The organism is Phaeobacter sp. HF9A (assembly GCF_011806385.1).
In the GTDB taxonomy this organism is placed as follows: domain Bacteria; phylum Pseudomonadota; class Alphaproteobacteria; order Rhodobacterales; family Rhodobacteraceae; genus Epibacterium.
The window spans coordinates 1-19,915 of the sequence record NZ_JAATOX010000036.1 but is presented as its reverse complement, the minus strand read 5'-3'; the positions used below and the strand labels follow the sequence as shown (position 1 = coordinate 19,915).

The 19,915-nt window shown below is 61.7% G+C and carries 15 protein-coding genes, 1 tRNA gene, 1 pseudogene and 1 riboswitch; of the genes and pseudogenes, 7 read left to right on the top strand and 10 right to left on the bottom strand.

Annotated elements, in window-relative coordinates; all coding sequences use genetic code 11:
• The first annotated feature begins 55 nt into the window (after positions 1 to 55).
• Positions 56 to 1,168: a tyrosine-type recombinase/integrase gene (locus tag HCZ87_RS08780; protein WP_167643380.1), complete on the top strand. Its 1,113-nt coding sequence runs from the start codon at positions 56 to 58 to the stop codon at positions 1,166 to 1,168.
• Between the two features lie 10 nt (positions 1,169 to 1,178).
• Here HCZ87_RS08780 and HCZ87_RS08775 read toward each other — a convergent pair.
• Positions 1,179 to 1,254: transfer RNA gene (locus HCZ87_RS08775), tRNA-Lys, on the bottom strand.
• Between the two features lie 212 nt (positions 1,255 to 1,466).
• Between HCZ87_RS08775 and dapF the strand changes: the two genes are divergently transcribed.
• The 4 genes from dapF (at position 1,467) to HCZ87_RS08755 (ending at position 5,165) form a co-directional block, all read left to right on the top strand.
• Positions 1,467 to 2,318 (top strand): diaminopimelate epimerase, encoded by an 852-nt coding sequence (dapF, locus tag HCZ87_RS08770; protein WP_254868572.1) that lies wholly within the window; start codon positions 1,467 to 1,469, stop codon positions 2,316 to 2,318.
• Positions 2,315 to 3,580: a tRNA (N(6)-L-threonylcarbamoyladenosine(37)-C(2))-methylthiotransferase MtaB gene (gene mtaB / locus HCZ87_RS08765; protein ID WP_167643378.1), complete on the top strand. Its 1,266-nt coding sequence runs from the start codon at positions 2,315 to 2,317 to the stop codon at positions 3,578 to 3,580. The genes dapF and mtaB overlap by 4 nt, the downstream gene beginning before the upstream one ends.
• Before the next feature lie 18 nt (positions 3,581 to 3,598).
• Positions 3,599 to 4,123, top strand: coding sequence for a chloramphenicol phosphotransferase CPT family protein (locus HCZ87_RS08760; RefSeq protein ID WP_167643377.1), 525 nt, complete (start codon positions 3,599 to 3,601; stop codon positions 4,121 to 4,123).
• A 334-nt stretch (positions 4,124 to 4,457) separates the two neighbouring features.
• Positions 4,458 to 5,165 (top strand): hypothetical protein, encoded by a 708-nt coding sequence (locus tag HCZ87_RS08755; protein WP_167643376.1) that lies wholly within the window; start codon positions 4,458 to 4,460, stop codon positions 5,163 to 5,165.
• A gap of 156 nt (positions 5,166 to 5,321) precedes the next feature.
• Here HCZ87_RS08755 and HCZ87_RS08750 read toward each other — a convergent pair whose 3' ends face one another.
• The 9 genes from HCZ87_RS08750 to HCZ87_RS08710 all read right to left on the bottom strand — a co-directional run bounded on the left by HCZ87_RS08750 (position 5,322) and on the right by HCZ87_RS08710 (position 17,310).
• Complete coding sequence (locus HCZ87_RS08750; RefSeq protein ID WP_167643375.1) at positions 5,322 to 6,113, bottom strand: cytochrome c1; 792 nt, start codon at positions 6,111 to 6,113, stop codon at positions 5,322 to 5,324.
• Positions 6,114 to 6,131: 18 nt separating this feature from the next.
• On the bottom strand, positions 6,132 to 7,460 hold the full coding sequence (gene petB / locus HCZ87_RS08745; RefSeq protein WP_167643374.1) for a cytochrome b: 1,329 nt from the start codon (positions 7,458 to 7,460) through the stop codon (positions 6,132 to 6,134).
• A 12-nt stretch (positions 7,461 to 7,472) separates the two neighbouring features.
• Positions 7,473 to 8,033 carry a ubiquinol-cytochrome c reductase iron-sulfur subunit gene (gene petA, locus HCZ87_RS08740; protein ID WP_167643373.1) on the bottom strand — a complete coding sequence of 187 codons (561 nt, stop codon included), beginning with the start codon at positions 8,031 to 8,033 and terminating at the stop codon, positions 7,473 to 7,475.
• 235 nt (positions 8,034 to 8,268) lie between these two features.
• Positions 8,269 to 8,871, bottom strand: coding sequence for a glutathione S-transferase (locus tag HCZ87_RS08735; RefSeq protein ID WP_167643372.1), 603 nt, complete (start codon positions 8,869 to 8,871; stop codon positions 8,269 to 8,271).
• 87 nt (positions 8,872 to 8,958) lie between these two features.
• On the bottom strand, positions 8,959 to 9,666 hold the full coding sequence (locus tag HCZ87_RS08730) for an ATP-binding cassette domain-containing protein (protein ID WP_167643371.1): 708 nt from the start codon (positions 9,664 to 9,666) through the stop codon (positions 8,959 to 8,961).
• Positions 9,653 to 11,224 (bottom strand): thiamine/thiamine pyrophosphate ABC transporter permease ThiP, encoded by a 1,572-nt coding sequence (locus tag HCZ87_RS08725; RefSeq protein WP_167643370.1) that lies wholly within the window; start codon positions 11,222 to 11,224, stop codon positions 9,653 to 9,655. Before HCZ87_RS08725 ends, HCZ87_RS08730 begins: the two co-directional genes overlap by 14 nt.
• Positions 11,200 to 12,186, bottom strand: coding sequence for a thiamine ABC transporter substrate binding subunit (gene thiB, locus HCZ87_RS08720; RefSeq protein ID WP_167643369.1), 987 nt, complete (start codon positions 12,184 to 12,186; stop codon positions 11,200 to 11,202). The genes HCZ87_RS08725 and thiB overlap by 25 nt, the downstream gene beginning before the upstream one ends.
• Positions 12,187 to 12,237: 51 nt before the next feature.
• A riboswitch (TPP riboswitch) is annotated at positions 12,238 to 12,342 on the bottom strand.
• Between the two features lie 112 nt (positions 12,343 to 12,454).
• Positions 12,455 to 15,790, bottom strand: a complete 3,336-nt coding sequence (locus tag HCZ87_RS08715; protein ID WP_254868574.1) for an error-prone DNA polymerase — start codon at positions 15,788 to 15,790, stop codon at positions 12,455 to 12,457.
• A gap of 50 nt (positions 15,791 to 15,840) precedes the next feature.
• The gene (locus HCZ87_RS08710) at positions 15,841 to 17,310 is read right to left on the bottom strand and encodes a DNA polymerase Y family protein (protein WP_167643367.1); all 1,470 of its coding nucleotides are present in this window, start codon (positions 17,308 to 17,310) and stop codon (positions 15,841 to 15,843) included.
• Between the two features lie 500 nt (positions 17,311 to 17,810).
• On the opposite strand from HCZ87_RS08710, the gene HCZ87_RS08705 reads away from it, so the two are divergent.
• Entirely contained in the window at positions 17,811 to 18,968 is a 1,158-nt protein-coding gene (locus HCZ87_RS08705) for an ABC transporter substrate-binding protein (RefSeq protein WP_167643366.1), read from the top strand.
• 119 nt (positions 18,969 to 19,087) lie between these two features.
• Positions 19,088 to 19,915 (top strand): annotated as a pseudogene (locus HCZ87_RS08700) (methyl-accepting chemotaxis protein); the annotation flags it as partial.

The following is a 19,915-nucleotide window of genomic DNA, read 5'->3' as shown; positions in this document are numbered from 1 at the left end:
TCGTCTATGCCATGGGTCAAGCTGATCAGTCCAAAGACAACCCGTGGGATCAGCCGTGAAACACAAGAAACAATACCCCGGCGCTACGCACTACACAGACCGGCACGGCAAGCGCCGCTGGCGCTTTCGCAAAGGCGGCTTTTCCGTCGAGCTAGGTCGTGAGTATGGGTCTGACGAGTTCGTTCAACGCTATGAAGCCGCGTTGAATGGTCATCGCGTGCGCGGCCTTATTGGCGCAGATCGCACGATCCCGGGTAGCGTGAACGCGTTGGTTGCGTCTTGGTATCGCTCGCCTGAGTTCCTCGATCTTTCTGACAGTACAAAGAGTGTATACCGGCGGATTGTCGAGAAGTTTCGGGAAGTTCACGGGAACAAACCGATTGCGCAGCTCGAACGCCGCCACGTTCAAGCAATGCTTGCCGAAAAAGCGGAAACGCCTGCCGCAGCAAACAACTTGCGCAAACGGCTGATCCAGCTCTTGGACCATGCAATCAGCTTGGATTGGCGAGCAGACAATCCGGCCCGAGCGACAAAGCCTTACCGCACGACCGGGACGGGCTTTCACTCTTGGGAAGAGAAGGAAATAGCGCGCTTCTTTGCCGTCCATAAACCGGGCAGCCTCGCTCACCTCGCAGTGACCCTGATGCTTTACACAGGCGCAGCGCGTGTGGATGCGGTGCAGTTGGGACCTGACAATCTGAAAGGTGGCAGGATCGAATACCGTCGTCAAAAGACGTCCCGATCTGGTGGTACTAAGGTCAGCATCCCGGTGCACACAGATTTGGCTGATGTCCTGATGGCTTTGCCAAACGACCGAACCTTTCTGGCCACATCTTCGGGAAAGAGCCGTGCCGCTGCGGGGCTTGGGAACGCAATGCGGCGCTGGTGCAATGAAGCGGAGTTGCCAGCGTGTAGCTCGCACGGGCTGCGCAAAGCCTGCGCTCGGCGGCTGGCAGAAGCTGGTGCAACCACACACGAAATCGCGTCAGTAACCGGCCACAAGACGTTGGCGCTGGTTCAGCTCTACACCGAAGCCGCTGGCCGAGAAGATCTGGCAACATCAGCGATGGAAAAACTCATCGCGAGGCCCAATGGCCAGCAAGACTTGACGAACCATGACGAAAGGTTCGTCACCGAAACGCCTAACCCCTTGAAAGGAGATCAGTAATGGTGAGGAGTGGTGAGCCGTGCAGGATTCGAACCTGCGACCCACTGATTAAAAGTCAGTTGCTCTACCAACTGAGCTAACGGCCCACTCTCTGTGAAGGCTGACCGGCCTTCTCGGATCGCCCTTAAAGCTGATTAATCTTAGAAGATCAAGTGCTTATTTAAGGTTTGAACTCGGTGGCCGTGTTGGCCGCGTCGTTCCGATAGGGGGGGCTTCTACGGTCAAGCCGGGAGGGGGTCAACCCCCTTTTGCAAAGTTTTCTGCGCAATCTCTGGATTCATTTTCCCACTAGGTCTATATGCGGCCTATGACCTCCCCTGGATCCGATCATATGTTGCCGTTCATGAAAATGCATGGGCTTGGAAACGACTTTGTTGTCGTGGATGCCCGTACGCAAGACATCGCTTTGACGCCCGCCCTGATCAAGGGAATCGCCCATCGCCAGTTCGGCCTGGGCTTTGACCAGCTCGCGGTGATCGAGGAGGCAGACGCAGCTGATGCGCATCTGATCTTTTACAATGCCGATGGCTCCACCTCGGCGGCTTGCGGCAATGCGACCCGATGCATCGCGCGTTTCCTGATGGAGCAAACGGGCAAAAGCGAACTGCATCTTACGACTCAGCGCGGCAGCCTGTTCGCTCGGGATGCGGGCGAGGGGCTGACATCGGTCAATATGGGGGCGCCGCAGCTCAGCTGGGACGAGATTCCCCTTGCCGAGGATATGGATACGCTGGAGCTCCCGATCGAGGGTGGGCCAACGGCCACCGGCATGGGCAACCCCCATTGCACCTTCTTTGTGGAGGATGCGGATTTGATCCCGTTGCAGGAGTTCGGACCGCGCTATGAACATCATCCGCTGTACCCCGAGCGCACCAATGTGCAGGTCGCGCATGTCGTCGCGCCGGACCATCTGCGCATGCGGGTTTGGGAACGCGGTGTGGGAGTCACGCTGGCTTCGGGGTCGTCCTCCTGCGCCACTGCCGTCGCAGCGGCGCGCAGGGGCCTCACAGGGCGCAAGGTGCGTATTGATCTGGATGGGGGCACCCTCTGGATCGACTGGCGCGAGGATGGCGTCTGGATGACCGGGCCGACCATGCATGTCGCGAGCGGCAGCTTCACCCGCCAGTTCGTGGAAAGCCTGACATCGTGAGCGGCGCGCCCAAATTTACCACCCTCGGCTGCCGGCTCAACGCCTATGAGACCGAGGCGATGAAGGAGCTCAGCCGCCAGGCCGGGCTGGAGAACGCCGTGGTGGTCAACACCTGCGCCGTCACCGCCGAGGCGGTGCGCAAGGCGCGGCAGGAAATCCGCAAGCTGCGCCGGGAAAACCCCGATGCGCCGATCATCGTCACCGGCTGCGCCGCACAGACCGAGCCCGAGACCTTTGCCGCCATGAGCGAGGTCACCCAGGTCATCGGCAACAGCGAGAAGATGCGACCCGAGACCTGGCAACGGATGGCCAAGGGGCCGGACTTTATCGGCACCACGGAAAAGGTGCTGGTCGATGACATCATGTCGGTGACCGAGACCGCCAGCCATCTGATCGACGGCTTTGGCACCCGCAGCCGCGCCTATGTACAGGTGCAAAACGGCTGTGATCACCGCTGCACCTTCTGCATCATCCCCTACGGCCGCGGCAATTCGCGTTCGGTGCCGGCGGGGGTCGTGGTGGATCAGATCAAGCGACTGGTCGACAAGGGCTATAACGAGGTGGTGCTGACCGGGGTTGACCTCACCAGTTGGGGCGCGGATCTGCCCGCAACGCCGAAGCTCGGCGATCTGGTGATGCGAATACTGAAACTGGTGCCGGATCTGCCGCGCCTGCGGATCTCGTCGATTGATTCCATCGAGGTGGACGAGAACCTGATGCAGGCCATTGCGACCGAGCCGCGCCTGATGCCGCATTTGCATCTATCGCTGCAACATGGCGACGACATGATCCTGAAGCGGATGAAGCGGCGGCATTTGCGCGATGACGCCATCCGCTTTGCCGAGGAAGCCCGCAAGCTGCGCCCCGAAATGACCTTTGGCGCTGATATCATCGCCGGCTTTCCCACCGAAACAGAGGCGCATTTCGAAAATTCACTCAAGCTGGTGACCGAATGCGACCTGACCTGGCTGCATGTCTTCCCCTATTCAAAGCGCGAGGGCACCCCGGCGGCCAAGATTCCGAACCAGGTCAATGGCAATGTCATCAAGGACCGCGCTGCCCGCCTGCGCGCGGCGGGCGATGCGCAGGTCGAAAAACATCTCGCGGCGCAGGTGGGGCAGACCCATCGCATCCTGATGGAAAATCCCCATATGGGCCGCACGGAACAGTTCACCGAGGTCTCTTTTGCCGCGCCCCGGACCGAGGGCGCGCTGCTCACCGCAACCATCACCGGGGTCAGCGGCGGCCAGCTCACCACCTGACGCCAAGGGAGGCCCGATATGGCGCTTATCCTGTTTCTGCACGGGGCCTCCAGCAGCGGCAAATCCACTCTGGCGGCTGAGATCCGCAAACAGGCGGGTCGCCCCTTCCTGCATCTCTCCATCGACCATCTGCGCGACAGCGGCGCCTGGGATGCCAAGACCTACCCGGACTGGCCAAGCGCGCGCCCTGCGTTCTTTTCCGGCTTTCATCGCGCTATTGCGGGTTTTGCCGATGCGGGCAACGATCTGATCGTCGAGCATATCCTTGATACGCCAGGCTGGCATGGGGAGCTGCAAAAGCTCCTCCGCCCGCATGAGGTGCTCTTTGTCGGGCTCCATACCGCTCTAGGGACGCTCAACGCGCGCGAAACCAGGCGCGGTGATCGCCCAAAGGGCAGTGCCGCCCGCGACCACGACTCGGTGCATCACGGGCTGTCCTACGACCTCGTGCTGGATGGCGCGGCGGCGCCCACGCAGAACGCGGCAGAGGTCCTTTCCTGCTTTCATAAGGCCAGCCCAAGCTCGAATTTTTTTGCGTCCTGATCGTCTCCCCTGGAGGTTGCTGCGATCTATCGTGAATTTTCTCTGCGCAGATCGCGCAACCGCGCGCGCAGCAGGGAATAGCTTTAATTCAACTCACTTCTTCTCCCTGAGGTTGTTGAATTTTAACCCCACTCAGCCAAGCTGTCTGCAAGTTCATTTTCTTTTGACCTGAGGATATTCACATGCAGATCAATGCTTCCCTCAGCAGCCACACATTGGCGCTGTTCGGCGCAACTTTCGAGCGCCCCGATACCCCCCCCTGCTTTCTCTCGATACGTCGAGCACAAAGGGCGCAGACGCGGCCAAATACACTGCCATCGCCAGCACAGGAACGGTGACAGAGACAGCGCAGGCTCCGGTTCCGCAGGATTCGGCCAGCACATACCGTCCCTCCATAAATCCAGATTTTATCGGGACTTACGCAGACCCACGCAGTGCGACCGGAGCGACAGCAGAACGCGCGCCGCTGACCTATGAGGGTCCCTCCTATACCGAACGCGCCGGTGGAGACCTTCTTGGCACCGTGATGTCGGACCTCAAGGGCATCAGAGATACCCAACTGGTCGCGATGAAAGAGGAGTTTCAATCCCGCGTGGAGGCAACCATCGGGCGTGCGTTGACCGAGGATGAGGATCTTTTCAGCTTCGCCACCCATGCTGTCATGGACCATGAGGACGTTATGTTTGGCGGGCGGGCACAAGGTTTGCAGTACATGACTTACTTTGTGGATCTTGACGAGCCACACACCTTCAGAAAAGGGATAACCCAAGAGTACCTTGACAATACTACGGAAGCGCAGCGGGAAGAGATGCTTCTAAATCGCTACGTGGATGTTCGGGTTTCCGAGATCGACAGATCGATCAAAGCTTCTAACGATACGGTTCAAAAGTATGGTTTTGGAGACACCCTATTGCCGGAGCTTACTGATGAAGAAATGGCAACGTTGCGGGAAGAGGTGATGGATCAGACCCGATCCGAGGTCGCATCGGGGGCTTTGATTCTCACCTTCGATTACTTTCAACCAACTGACGACCACCGCTAGAACCACCCATTTACGTCCTCAGCCGGAACCGTTGAGGCGATCAGGTTCAGTGTGATGGTCTGGCGAAAACACCCTCGTGCGGCGTCGAGTTGACCATGAAAAAACCCCCGTGCCTTTCGGCCCGGGGGTTTCTCTATCCAGGATATGTCAGTCCGCTTAGTGCGATTTTTTGCCCTTGTGCGGGGCCCAGATGCGCTTGTTGGTCAGATAGAGCAGGACCGACAGGACGACCAGGAACAGCACACCGACAAAACCGGCTTGTTTACGTGCCATCATCTTCGGCTCGGCGGCCCACATCAGGAAGGCCGCAACGTCCTGCGCCTCGTGATGCAGCTCGTTGGAATGACCATCGGCGAATTCCACATCCTCACCGGCCAGCGGCGGCGGCATGGAGATCCAGCCGCTCGGGAACGCGTGGTTCTCATAGAAGGTGGTGCCCGCTTCTTCCTTGGTCTCGCCAGTGTAGCCAGCCAGCAGCGAGGCAATATACTCCGGTCCGCCCATGCCCTTGATGATCTGGTTGATACCCAGACCATAGGGGCCGTGGAAACCGGCGCGGGACTTGGCCATCAGGCTGAGGTCCGGGGCGCCGACGCCATTGTTTTCCGGGAAGTGATCCACCGGTTTTGCCGGACGGAAGTCGTCAAGCTCGGGGTCAAACACCTCGAAGTTCCCGGCGGCATAGGCGCGCACCTGGTCTTCGGGAAGACCAACGCCGCCCTCATCCGCGAGCGTGCGGATCGGAACCTGCTTCAGCCCGTGGCAAGCCGCGCAAACCTCGGTAAAGATTTGCAGGCCGCGTTGCAGCTGGTTTTGATCATAGGTGCCAAAGGGGCCCTCAAACGAGAAGGCGAAATCCTCCACATGCCCACCTTCCCCGGACGCATAGGATGCGGCCGGGAGAAGTGCCAGAGCAAGGGCAGCACCGGTTACAAGTTTCTTGAACATGGGTAGCTGTCCTTCTTCTTATTCAGCAGGAGTAGCTTCGGATTTCTTGCCATAATGGCTTTCGAAATCCTCTTCGATGGTGGCAGGCATCGCCTCCGGCTTTTCGATCACACCCAAGAGCGGCAGGATCACCAGGAAGTAGCCGAACCAATAGGCGGATGCGATCAGCGAGAACGACGCATAAGGCTCTTCCGCAGGCATCGCCCCCAGCCACATCAGGGCAAAGAAGTCGATGACCAGCAGCAGGAACCACCACTTGAACTGCGGGCGATACTTGCCCGAGCGCACGCGGGAGGTGTCAAGCCAAGGCACCAGCGCCATTACGGCGATCGCACCGAACATGGCAATCACGCCAAAGAACTTCGCATCCACGATACCGCCGGTGACGAAGGAGGCGATCTGCACCACCCACACTTCGGATGTAAACGCCCGCAGGATCGCGTAGAACGGCAGGAAGTACCATTCGGGCACGATATGCGCCGGGGTCTGAAGCGGGTTGGCTTCGATGTAGTTGTCCGGGTGGCCAAGGTAGTTCGGCATGAAGCCAACGACGGCCCAGAACACCACCAGCACGATCGCGAGGCCAAGGAAATCCTTGATCACGAAGTAGGGCCAGAAGGGCAGGGTGTCTTTCTTGGCTTCTTCCTTGGAGCCCTTGCGCACGTCAATACCGGTCGGGTTGTTGTTGCCGGTGGTGTGGAAGGCCCAGATGTGCACGATCACCAGCGCCGCGATGACGAAGGGCAGCAGGTAGTGCAGCGAGAAGAAGCGGTTCAGGGTGGCGTTGCCCACGGCCGGCCCACCAAGGAGCCAGGTCTGGATCGGTTCGCCAATGAACGGGATGGCGCCGAACAGGCCGGTGATCACGGTCGCGCCCCAGAAGGACATCTGACCCCAGGGCAGAACGTAGCCCATGAAACCGGTACCCATCATCAGCACGAAAATCAGCATGCCGACAATCCAGGTGACCTCACGCGGGGCCTTGTAGGAGCCGTAGAACAGACCGCGGAAGATGTGGATATAGACGGCAACAAAGAACAGCGACGCACCGTTGGCGTGCAGATAGCGCAGCATATAGCCGCCGTTCACGTCACGCATGATGTGCTCGACGCTGGCAAAGGCCAGATCCACATGCGGCGTGTAATGCATCACCAGAACAATACCGGTGGCGATTTGCAGCACCAGGCAGAAGGCCAGCACGATGCCCCAGATCCACCACCAGTTCAGGTTCTTCGGGGTGGGGATCATGATGGTGTCATAGATCAGGCCGACGATGGGCAAGCGGCTGTGCAGCCACTTCTCGGCGCCCGTCTTCGGCTCGTAATGGTCGTGGGGAATTCCAGACATGCGCGCGGCTCCTTATCCCAGCTTGATGGTGGTTGCGTCGGTGAACTCAGCCAACGGGATGGGAAGGTTCCGCGGTGCGGGGCCTTTGCGGATACGCCCAGCGGTGTCGTAGTGCGACCCGTGACAGGGGCAGAACCAGCCGTCGAAATCACCGGAGTTGTTGCCCAGAGGCACACAGCCGAGGTGGGTACACACACCCATCATCACCAGCCATTCGCCGGCGTCGTCAAGCGTGCGGTTGATATCGTCCGCGTCGGTCCCGGGCTTGTTGGCGTTTTCCGAATTGGTATCGACCAACTCTTCCATTTTCACCGCGCGGCCTTCTTCGATCTCTTTCTCGGTACGGCGGCGAATGAACACCGGCTTTCCGAGATACATGACCGTCAGCTGCGTGCCGACCTCTACACCTGACACATCGACAATAATCGAGGACAGGGCCTGAACATCCGCCGAGGGATTCATCTGGTTGACCAGGGGCCAAATAGCGGCACCCGCGGTGACTGCCCCGGCGCCGGCAGTGGCGTAGTAGAGGAAATCTCTCCGGGTTCCTTCGTGGTCTTCTGCGTGGGACACGAGGTTTTCTCCAATTCCAGCGCCCGTTTAGGGCAAACATGCGCTTGCACCGCGCTCACAATGCGGTGACTCAGCCGCGTGTCTAGCGATGCAAACCGGGTTCGTCTAGCGGTCAAAGCCGCGCAGGTAGGCCCGAGAGTGGTATTCTTTCATCGAACCGTTGCATTGCTGCGTCTTCCCGGGGGTGATGAGCTCCTATCTGGCATATGCTGTTTAACACTCTGTGAAACCGGACTCAGCTGGCTTCTGCGCGAGTCGCCACCATCGAGGGGCGCGATTCGAAGGCGAGCAGCCAGTCGCTCAACTGCGGGTTTCCCTCCCGCCAACCCGCATTCGGGTGGCGAAAATCGACATAGGCCAGCGCCGCCGCCATCGCGAGCTGACCGATATTCAACGGCCCTGTCAGCGTGGGCATCCAGCGCGCTTCCACCGCCGCGCAAGCGCCGAGTATCTTGCTGCGCTGTGCTTCGATCCAGGCGTCCCATTGTTTGTCTTCGGGGCGCATGCGGGTCTCATAGGCCATCAAAACCGCCGCATCGGCAATACCGTCCGCTGTCGCTTCCAGCACCTTTATATCCCAGCCCCCCTTGTAGAGTGCCCCTCCGGCGCGCTCATCCAGGAACTCGCAGATCACCCGGCTGTCATAGAGTGTCGGGCCACCGTCGCGCGTCAGCGCCGGGATCTTTGCCAGCGGGTTGCTGGCCGCCAGGCCGGCATCGGGGTGGGTGACCGAGGTTTGGACCGGCAGCACGTCAACGTCAGTGATCTGTCCGGTTTCATGGAGAACCAGCATCACTTTGCGCACAAAGGGCGAGGCTGGGGAATAATAGAGCTTCATGGCAGTCACCTTCTCTTGATGGTGCAACCCTAGCGAGACCGATGCGTCGATGGAAATGGGCTATCGCAAAAAATACCAAGGAGAGGATCAAATCGCCGCCGGGGTGCCCAGATAGGCGCGAAGGGCCGGGGGCGGGTTGTCCAACAGCTCCGCCGTCGGTGCCGCGGTATGGATTTTCCCATCCGCCACCAACACAACCTGATCCGCGATCCGGCGCGCGTCCTGTGGGTCATGGCTGACCATCAGGAGCGTCGCGCCGCTTTCCGTCGCGATTTCGGCCACCAGATCGAGCATCTCTGCCTTAAGCGCCGGCCCCAGCGCTGCAAAGGGTTCATCCAGCAACAAGAGATCGCGCCCCTGCACCAGCACACGCGCCAGCGCCGCCCGGCTTTGTTGTCCGCCAGAGAGGGCAGCGGGCTTGCGCTCTTCCAGCCCGGCCAGCCCGACCCGGGCGAGGGCCTCCGTCACGCGAGTCTCTTCCTCAGCGGTCAAGCGCCGGTTGGCGTCAATGCCAAGACGTACATTCTGGCGAATGGTCAGATGCGGAAACAGGTTGCCGTCCTGAAACAGCATCGCCATCGGGCGCTTGCCGGGGCTCAGCGGGGCGAGGTCCTCGCCCTGCCACAGGATCCGCCCACCCGTCAGGGGCTGAAATCCCGCAAGCGCCTCCAGCAAGGTCGATTTCCCCGCGCCAGAGGGACCGATGACCGCAACGCGCGTGCCCTTTGAGATCTGTACATCCCCGGAGAGGCGAAACCCGCCCTTGTTGATGTCGATGGCGTCAAGCCTCAGCATGATAGCGCCCTCCTCGGTCCAATAGCCAAAACGCCCCCATCGAGAGGGCAAAGAGCAGCAAGGCAGCGCCCTGCGCCGTCTGCATCCGATAGGCCCCCATCAGGCGATAGACCTGCAAGGGCAGGGTTGCGACCTCCGGGTCCGCAAACAGCGCAATCACCCCCAGATCGCCAAGCGACAGCGCCGCCGTCAACCCGGCGGCAAAGCCGATCTGCGCCCGACAGCGCGGCAGGATCACCCGGCGCCAGACAGCAGGGCCCCGCATATCCAGTGCAAGGGCCAGCCGGGCGCTTTGGTTCATCACCTGCCGCATGCGGGGCACCAGAATGCGCAGCGCAAAGGGCAGCGCCATCACCATATTGACCAGCGCCGTCACCGGCAGCGCCAACGCAGCAGGCTCCGCGATCGGATAGATCAGCAGAAAAAGCCCCGTGCCGATCACCAAAGGCGAGGCTGCCAGCCCAAGGAGCCCGGCCACCTCGCCCAGTGCCTTACGCCCCAAGGCGATGCTTGTTGCCAGCGGCAGTGCGATCGAGACCAGCAGCAGGGTGCTCAGCGCCGCCACCTGCACCGAGACCCAGGCCGCGCGCCAGACCGAGGCGGGCAGGGACAAAAGCCCGGGCAGCCCGGAGAGCAACACCGCCAACAAGGGCAGCATCAGAAACAGCGCCGCGAGGCAGATCCAGCTGGCATCCCACAGGCGTGTTCTGCGCCCGCTGCCGTCCCACCTGGACACCGCCCGGTCGAGACCGGCGCCAAATCCTTCGCCCGGCGGTACGCGCAGGGCCAGAAGCGCCGCCACCACGGTCAGGACAAGTTGCACCGCTGACAGCATGGCCGCCCGGCCAAGATCAAAATCAAAATGAAACGCCTGATAAATCGCCAGCTCCAGCGTCGTGGCACGGGGGCCACCGCCCAGGGTGAGCGCCACGGCAAAGCTCGACAGGCAAATGGCAAAGACCACCGCGAGGGCGCCCGGCAGCACCTGACGCAGCATCGGCGCTTCGAGCAGGGACCACATGGCGCGCGGCCCGGCATCGAGCTGCGCCGCCAGACGAAAGCGCTCTGCCGGGATTTCCTGCCAGCCCTGCAGGATCAGGCGCGTCGCCAGCGGAAGATTGAAAAACACATGCGCAATCACCACCCCGTGCAGCCCGTAGATCTGCACCGGTGCCAATCCCACGAACCCCAGCAGATCGCTGAGCCAGCCGGAGCGGCCAAAGACCGCTAGCAGGCCGAGAATGGCGACGATCACCGGCAGGATGAAGGGCGCGCCAAGCAGGGTGATCAGGATCCGCCGCCCGATGAAGCGCCGCCGCGCCAGGGCCCGCGCGACCGGCACCGCCAGTCCGACACTGAACAGTGCCGAAAGACTCGCCTGGATCAGGGTGAAGCGCAGGGCCGCCCAATCGGCAGCCCCGAACCCGCGCCCGCCCTCGGCCCGCAGGGCCACGGCGGCCAATGTGCCCAGAACCAGAAGCGCCACCCCAAGGGCGGCGCAGGTTCCGGGCCATGTCGCGACCGGTCGCAGATTTATTGGCTGAGCGCGCTGAGCCATTCGTCCAATGCACCCTGCCGCACCGCTGCGGCCTCATCTGCGGACAAAAGCAGCGCTTTCTCCGGGCTTACAAGGGTTTCAAACCCCTGCGGCAGCCCTTCGGCGGGCGTCACGGCGGGATACATCCAATTGGTCGTCGGAATGATCGACTGGAAGTCATCCGACACCATGAAGGCCAGAAACTGATCCGCCAGCTCCGGCTGATCGCTGGCCGCCAACTTGCCCGCGACCTCGACCTGCATGTAGTGGCCTTCGTCGAACAGGGCGGCGGATTTGCTGTCGTCCTCTTCGGCGATCAGGTGATAGGCGGGCGAGGTGGTATAGGAGAGCACCATATCGGCCTCGCCCTCCAGAAAAAGCCCATAGGCTTCGGACCAGCCCTTGGTGACGGTGACGATATTGTCGCTCAGGCTGTCCCAGATGGCGGGGGCCTCATCGCCGTAAGCGGCCTTGATCCAGAGCAGCAGACCCAGCCCGGGTGTTGAGGAGCGCGGATCCTGGATCACGATCTTGGTGTCGCTGTCGCCCAGGGCCTTGAAGTTCGTGGGGGCGGCCGCGTCGGCATTGTGCACAAATGCAAAATAGCCCCAATCATAGGGGACGAACATCTCGTCCTTCCAAGCCAGCGGCATCGCGTAATCCGCCGCAACCGAAACGGGCGCAAAGAGGCCGGTTTCTCGCGCCGCAGCGGTCAGGTTGGTGTCCAGCCCCAGCACAACATCGGCATCAGAGCGCGCAGCTTCCAGCTTGACCCGCGCCAGCAGGGCGGCGCCGTCGCCGGCCCCGACAAATTTCAAATCACAGCCGCAGCTGGCCTCAAAGGCCTTTTCGACGGCCGGGCCGGGGCCCCATTCCGACACGAAGCTGTCGTAGGTATAGACCACCAGCTTCGGCAGGTCGGCCATGGCGGTGGTGGCGAGAAACGTGCTGGCGAGGCTGCACGTCATAAGGAGAGGTTTCATTGCGTCCTCCAATGCGGCATCAGGCAAGGAGGAGATCAGGGCATCATGCGCCTGCTGATCAATAACCTTCCCTCCGCCGGTATGATCCGGTTCAGGTTCAACGGGTTCGCTCACTGGCATCTCAGCGTCTTTTCGGACGCACCCCGAGGTAGGGTGGACCTTAGGGCCCGTCGGTGCGCTTGGCAAGGTGGTGCATGCGAGGCGCTGCCTCGCGCTCCGGGATATTTCGGGTTAGAAGAAGGAATGGCCTGATCCGTGCCCGAGGGGATCAATGAAAATCGCGGCTTGGAAACAGTCGTTTGGCCTGTTCGCGCGGGTGGCGGGCGGTGGGTTGGGTGCCGCTGCGCCGTGGTCGGGGGGCATCATCGGCCTGCGGCTGGGTGATGCCGACGGCGTCATCCAGCGGGTGACCCAGATCCGCGAGCTTATGCGACAGATCCTCGATCTGATCGGCGATCAGATGCACCACGATGCCTTCACGCTCCAGCCGGCCGGTAACGCGGAGGAGCCGCCCGCCCATAACGCTGCGCCGGTCGCGTTTGTAGACCTTGGGCCAGACCACCACATTTGAGACGCCGGTCTCATCTTCGAGCGTAAGGAAAATGACCCCCGATGCCGTGCCCGGGCGTTGCCGGGTGATCACAAGGCCACAGACGCTGGTGCGGCGGAGGGGGGCGTCGATCAGGCGGTCATGCGGGGTCAGGCCGGGGAGTGTTGCGCGCAAAAGCTCCATCGGATGGGCGCGCAGGGTCAGGCGCAGGGCGACGTAATCTTCCACCACTTCTTCGCCCAGATGCATATTCGGCAGGGTGAAGTGCGGCTCGCGAATGCCCTCGCCATCCAGCGGGTCAGCAAACAGCGGCAGCGGTTTGGGGGCGCGGATCGCGCGGACCTGCCAGAGCGCATCGCGCCGCGTCAGCCCCATGCCGATGAAGGCGTCTGCCTCGGCCAGCCGTTCCAGAACCGTGGGGGCAACGCCCGCGCGCAGCCAGACGCTCTCGGGATCTTGATAGCCATTGCCGCGGGCCTCCTTGATCCAATGGGCGTCCTCCTCGCGAAAGCCCTTGATCTGGCGAAAACCAAGCCGGAGCGCCAGGGAGCCATCTGCACGCCGCTCCAGCGCGTTGTCCCAATCGGATCGGTTCACGCAGACAGGCCGAACCTCCACCCCGTGGTCGCGCAGGTCGCGCACGATCTGCGCGGGGGCGTAAAATCCCATCGGCTGGGAATTCAGCAGCGCGCAGGCAAAGATCGCGGGGTGATGACATTTGAACCAGGAGGACACATAGGTCAGCAGGGCAAAGGCGGCGGCGTGGCTTTCGGGAAAGCCATAATCGGCGAAGCCCTCGATCTGGGCAAAACAGGCCTCGGCCACGTCCTGCGCATAGCCGTTTTTCAACATGCCCTGCACGAAGCGGTCGCGATGTTCGCCGATGGTGCCCATGCGCCGGAACGAGGCCAGAGAGCGGCGCAGCTTGTCGGCCTCTTCTGCGGTGTAGCCCGCCCCCACCACTGCGATCCGCATGGCTTGTTCCTGAAACAGCGGCACGCCGAGCGTCTTGCGCGTCACCTCTTCGAGGGCGGGGCCAAAGGGTTCGGGCGCCTCCAATCCTTGCCGTCTGCGAATATAAGGTTTGACCATGCCGCCCTGAATGGGGCCGGGGCGCACGATGGCGACCTCGATCACCAGATCGTAAAATTCCTTTGGCAGCATCCGGGGCAGGAAGTTCATCTGCGCGCGGCTTTCGACCTGAAACACCCCCACCGCATCGGCGCGTTGCAGCATCTTGTAGGTGGCCGGGTCCTCCGGCGGTACGGTGTCGAGGGTCAGCCGGGTTTGCTCGTGGGTGGCCAGGAGATCAAAGCTCTTGCGCAGGCAGGTGAGCATGCCCAAGGAGAGCACATCGACCTTGAGAATACCCAGCGCGTCGATGTCATCCTTGTCCCATTCGATCACCGTGCGATCCTCCATCGCGGCATTCTCGATCGGGCAGAGCTCGTCCAGGCGGCCGCGCGTGATGATAAAGCCGCCGACATGCTGGCTCAGGTGGCGCGGAAAGCCGATGATCTCGCCGATGAGTTCAAGCGTCTGCACCAGTCGCAGATCTGTCGGATCAAGGCCGAGCTCCCGAACCCGGTCCAGATCAATCCCGGCGTTGGACATGCCCCAGATATCACCCGAGAGCCGCGCCGTCAGATCCTGGGACAGACCCATGACCTTGCCGACCTCGCGGATCGCGGCGCGGCTGCGGAAATGGATCACCGTGGCGCAAAGCCCGGAGCGGTGGCGGCCATATTTCTCATAGATCCACTGGATCACCTCTTCGCGCCGCTCATGTTCAAAATCCACGTCGATATCGGGCGGCTCGCCACGATGGCGCGAGATAAAGCGTTCAAACACCATGCCGATCATGTCGGGGCTGACATCGGTGATGCCCAGAAGGTAACAGAGGATGGAATTGGCCGCCGAGCCGCGCCCCTGGCACAGGATGCCGCGCCTACGGGCCTCCTGCACGATGTCATGCACGGTCAGGAAATAGGGCGCATAGTGCAGCTCGCCAATCAGCGACAGTTCCTTTTCCATCAGGTGATGCACGCGCTCTGACGCCCCATTGGGGTAACGTCGTTTCACGCCGTCCTGCGCCAGCCGTTCGAGCCGTGCCTGGGGGGGCTCTCCCTCGGACATCTCGTCGGGGTATTCGTAGCTCAGCTCCGAGAGGTCAAAACCACAGCGCGCGGCGATCTCCAGCGTACGTTTGAGAGCGCCAGGGTGGCGGTGATAGACCCGCGCCATATCGGATGCGCCCTTGAGCCGGTGTTCGGCATTGGGCAGTGCCCTTGTGCCGATCTGGTCGATGGTGACCCCTTCGCGCAGGCAGGTCAGCACATCGGCCAGTTTGCGCCGCCGCCCGTGATGCATCAGCACATTGCCCACCGCCACCATCGGCGTCGAACAGCGCAGGGCCAGCGCGGCACAGGCATCGAACCAGGCCTGATCCGAACCATCATAGCGCGGTGCCGCGCCCAGAAAGACATGGCCGGGAAAGCGATGTTGGAGCCGCTGGATCGCGCCCCGCGCGGGGCTGAGATCCGCTGGCGGCAGGGCGATCAGGATCATGCCCTGACAGCCCGCCTCCAGATCGCTGAGGTCAAGGTGGCATTCCGCCTTCTCCGCCCGTCGTTTGCCAAGGGTCAACAGCCGCGACAGCCGGTGATAGGCGGCGCGATCCGTGGGCAGGGCCAGCCATTCGACCGGGCAATCGCGCAGCACAAGACGGCTGCCGACAATGAGCTTGGGCAGATGGGTGGCCCCGGACATGTGCAGGTCTTGCGGTCGGCCAACCTCCTGTCGTGAACAGGGATCAACCTGATGCGACGAGCGCACCCGCAGCGCCTGGGAGACCTCCTCGCGCAGGGTCTTGAGCGCGGAATAGGCCCGTACCACTCCGGCCAGCGAATTGCGGTCGGTGATGGCGATGGCGTCCAGACCCAGCTCAGCGGCGCGCAGCACCAGCTCCTCCGGGTGTGAAGCGCCGGTGAGGAAGGTGAAATTGCTGGTCACGCAAAGCTCCGCATAGCCCGCCGTTCCATATGGCCGGAGCATATGTTCAGGTCGGCTGGGGGCCACCGGGTGATGATCGCGAACAGCCTCGGTCATGCGAACTCTCCCTGGACGAACCAGCCGGGGTTTTGCGGCGTGTAAAACAGCCACAGGCGCCGCCCCTCGCGGGTGTCCAGCTTCCAGTAATCGCGCACCCCCGAGCGCCAGCGCTCGTCCGGCAGCCACCATTCCGGCGCGATCCGTTCGGGGCCACTGGCGCGTCCCGTCGTCAGGCGCATGCGGCGCCAGCGAAACCGCTCGGGGGGCTTTGATCCGGTGGCGGCGATCGGCTCCGGCGCAAACAGGCGCAAGGGGCGCGGGCGGGGCGCGGTCCAGCCCGTCTCGGGCCTGCTATAGGCAGCGGGCGCAATGGAAAAGGCGCGCTCGGGGATGTGGCTGTCGGCGGGCAGGAACCGCTGGATGTTCTCCAACCCGATGCGGGTGCCGATACGGGTGATCAGATCATCCAGCTGCCCCGGCGCGCGGCCCCCTCCGCCAGCGTGATGGCTGCTGATCTGTTGCACCGGTAGCGGTTCGACCACCACCGCCTCCAGCCGGATTTGGTCGATGCCAAACCCCGCGTCCACCTCTCCGACCCCGCGTTCAAACAGCGGCAGGATGCGGTGTGGATCGCGCATCGGCGCGGCAAGGCGCAGCTCGATCTGCTGGCTGCCCTGATCGACGCGGCGCAGGGTGAGGCAGAGCCTGCGCGCCCCCATCTCCTGCGCCTTGAGCTTGTCGCACAGCGGGCTGAGCAAGCGCGAGGCAACCCCCATCACATCATCCGCAAGGCCGATCGGGTCCGGCAGGCTCATCCGGGCGGCGTAATGCGGCGGCTCGCTTTCGGGGGCCGTGGGTTCAGAGATATGGCCCAGGGCCTGATCCAGCCGCATCATCAGCTCGGGTCCGAAACGGCGGGCCAGCGGCGCGCGTGCGGTGGCCGACAGCGCCCCGATGCTGCGCAGCCCCAGACGTTGCAGGGCGGTGACTGTTTTCTCCTCAAGCCGCAGGGCCGCCACCGGCAGATCCGCAAGCGCCTGATCTCCCTGGCCATAATGCGCAAACGCCCAGGCCGCACCACGAGTGTCGGCAAGCCCAAGCCGCAGCGCAAGACCTGCGCGCGCCACCCGCGACCGCATATCCGCCAGCATCTCGGCCTCGCCGCCCCAAAGATGCGCGGCACCGGTGATATCAAGCACCAGCCCGTCGCGGTCCTCATATCCCACCCAGGGGCAGTAGCGCATCGCCCAGCGGCGCAGGGTGGTCAGGAACCGGGCATCGAGATCGAGCCGGGCGGGCTGGCTGATCACCGTCGGACAAAAGGCGCGGGCATCGGCAAAGCTCATGCCGCGTTCAAGGCCGGACTGCTCTGCCGCGGCATTCAGGCAATATATGCGGTCTGCATTGTTGGCTTTGAGCGTGACAACGAACGGCCCCTCGACAGGTTGCGCCCGTAGAAACCGGTCGCTGGCCAACCGGGGAAACCACATGCAAACGATACGTTTTCTGATTCCTTCAAACATTTCAGACGCCCAATGTTCACATTTTGTTCTTAATAAATTCCTGACGCATCAGAGTCGAGTCCCGCTGATGTTGATCACGGATTTGGCGCGGATCAGATCCCGGCCTGTGGCGGCGCCTTGCGGGATGAGAGCCATGAGAGAATCGAAGTTGTCACCGCGCCCAGATGGTTTGCCGCGGCCGCTTAAGCCTGCCTTTGGGGGAATGAAGCGATCACGGCTGTCGCCAGGCCAGCGGTTTATGCGGCACCATTGTTATGACTTTCTCAAACATTGTTACGAACAATTTTAAGATGTCTGAGCTGCGTGGGATGGGCGTATATCATGTTGATAAGATGCACATTTAAGTGGCGATCTTGCGTTCAAGACATCCCCGGATGCTCCAAAGCCTTCGTATCAAGGCGCAAGCATGCCTGCACCACATATGCGGATTATCTTTTATTTAACGGTGGAGTGGGAAGGCTTTGACGTGTTGACGAACCCAACCCCTCGGAGTGCTCATTATGTTTTTTCGAAAATCCCTGTTAGCCGCTTTGTTGCTCGCATCTCCACATTTTGCGAGTGCCGAACAAGGTGTCACAGATGCCAGCGTCACCTTTGCGCAGGTGGCTGCGTTTGAAGGCCCGGCGGCGGCGCTTGGCACGGGGATGCGGCTTGGGATCACCGCAGCATTCGAGGAAGCCAATGCCGCAGGCGGTGTTCACGGGCGGATGCTGAAACTCGACACCATGGACGATGGCTACGAGCCGGATCGTTCTGCGGCTCTGGTCAAGACCGTGGTGGATGAGAACAACCATATCGGGCTGATCGGCCCGGTCGGCACGCCGACCTCCTCGGCGACGCAGCCCATTGCCACCGAAGCGCAGCTTCCCTTTATCGGCCCGTTTACCGGGGCCGGGTTCCTGCGCGATGCAAGCCATGGCAATATCTTTAACGTGCGCGCCACCTATAACGCCGAAACCGAAGCCTGGATCAACTATCTGGTCGATCAACAGGGCATGAAATCCATCGCCATTCTCTATCAGGATGACGGGTTTGGCCGTGTCGGTCTGTCCGGTGTCAATGCGGCCCTGGAAAAGCGCGGCATGACGCTCGCGGCGGAAGGCACCTACACCCGCAATACCACGGCGGTGAAAAAGGCGCTGCTGGATATCCGCAAGGCAAAGCCGGATGCCGTTGTGGTGGTCGGTGCCTACAAGCCGGTGGCGGAGTTCATCAAACTGGCGCGCAAGATGAAAATGGATGCCACCTTCGTCAATATTTCCTTTGTCGGCTCCGAAGCCCTGGCGCAGGAGCTTGGCGATGCCGGTGAAGGCGTCATCGTGAGCCAGGTTGTGCCCTTCCCATGGGATGCATCCGTGCCGGTTGTGGCGCAATACACCAAGGCGCTGGCCGCAGTGGATGCCGCCGCAAAGCCCGGTTTTGTGTCTCTGGAAGGGTATATCGTTGGCCGTCTTGCCATCGAGGGGCTGGAGGCCGCCGGCAAGGATCTGACCCGCGAAAGCTACCTGGAGGCGCTGGCCGCATTGACCACGGTTGATCTGGGCGGGGTGACCATGACCTTTGGCGCGGATGACAACCAGGGCATGGATGATGTCTTCCTGACCCGCATCACCGCCGACGGCAGCTTTGAACCCATCGCGGCTGCCGGGGATTCCTGATCTCCTGTGTGGTGCCGACTTGATCCGCAGATCTAGCGGGCCACAGATCACGATGAAAAGATTTCCCGCCCGGGCACCGGGCGGGAAGGGCCGCAAGTTACCCTCAAATAGGTGATCTTATGATTCGATCTTTCCTACATACAGTCCTGCGCCGGTTGAATGTGTTCTCCAGCATTCGCGGAAAAATCACGGTTCTCCTGATGGTGATCGCGATAACCGTCGGTGCGGCTGGCTTTGGGATCTATCAATCGTTTGATCGTGTCTCGTCGAGCATGGGTGACATGACAGAGCGGGATCTGCCGCAGTTGACACGCAGCAATGATCTCGTGATGGCCTCCGCCGCGACCAAAGATGCAATGCTTGCCGTTCTGATGTCAAAGAATGCCACAGAGCTGACAGCGGCCAAGGACAAGGTCGAGAGCTCACTTCAAAATCTTGACACCGTCGTGTCCAATCTGCCGGAGGATGTCAGACAAGATTTCGCGGAAGACAATGCAGCGGTTGATCAGATGCTTGAAAACCTGATTGCGGCGCGTGGGACCGCTTTTGACACCACACAGCGCACGGCGACCATGATTGGCGACCTGCAAGGGCTGGTGTCGGCCCTGCAATCCAGTCTGATCGAGATCGCGGATGAAGCCTATTTCAATATCGCCATGCAGGGCGAGGACACCATCACCGTGATCGAAGAGACGATGCTGGATCTGGTGGACAACAAGTTCACCGCCTTGCAGACTCTTCTGGAGGTGCGCTCGGAGATCAACCTGTTGTCTGGCGTGTCGCTTGCCCTGGCGGGAACCGAGGACAGCGCCACCCTGTCGATCCTGTCGGATCTTGCGGTCTCTGCTGAGAACCGTCTGACCTCGGCCATGGATGCGCTGTCGACAATGGAAGTTGACCCAGGAGGAAGAGAGGAAATACGGGAAAAGGAGGAAAAGAGGGATGAC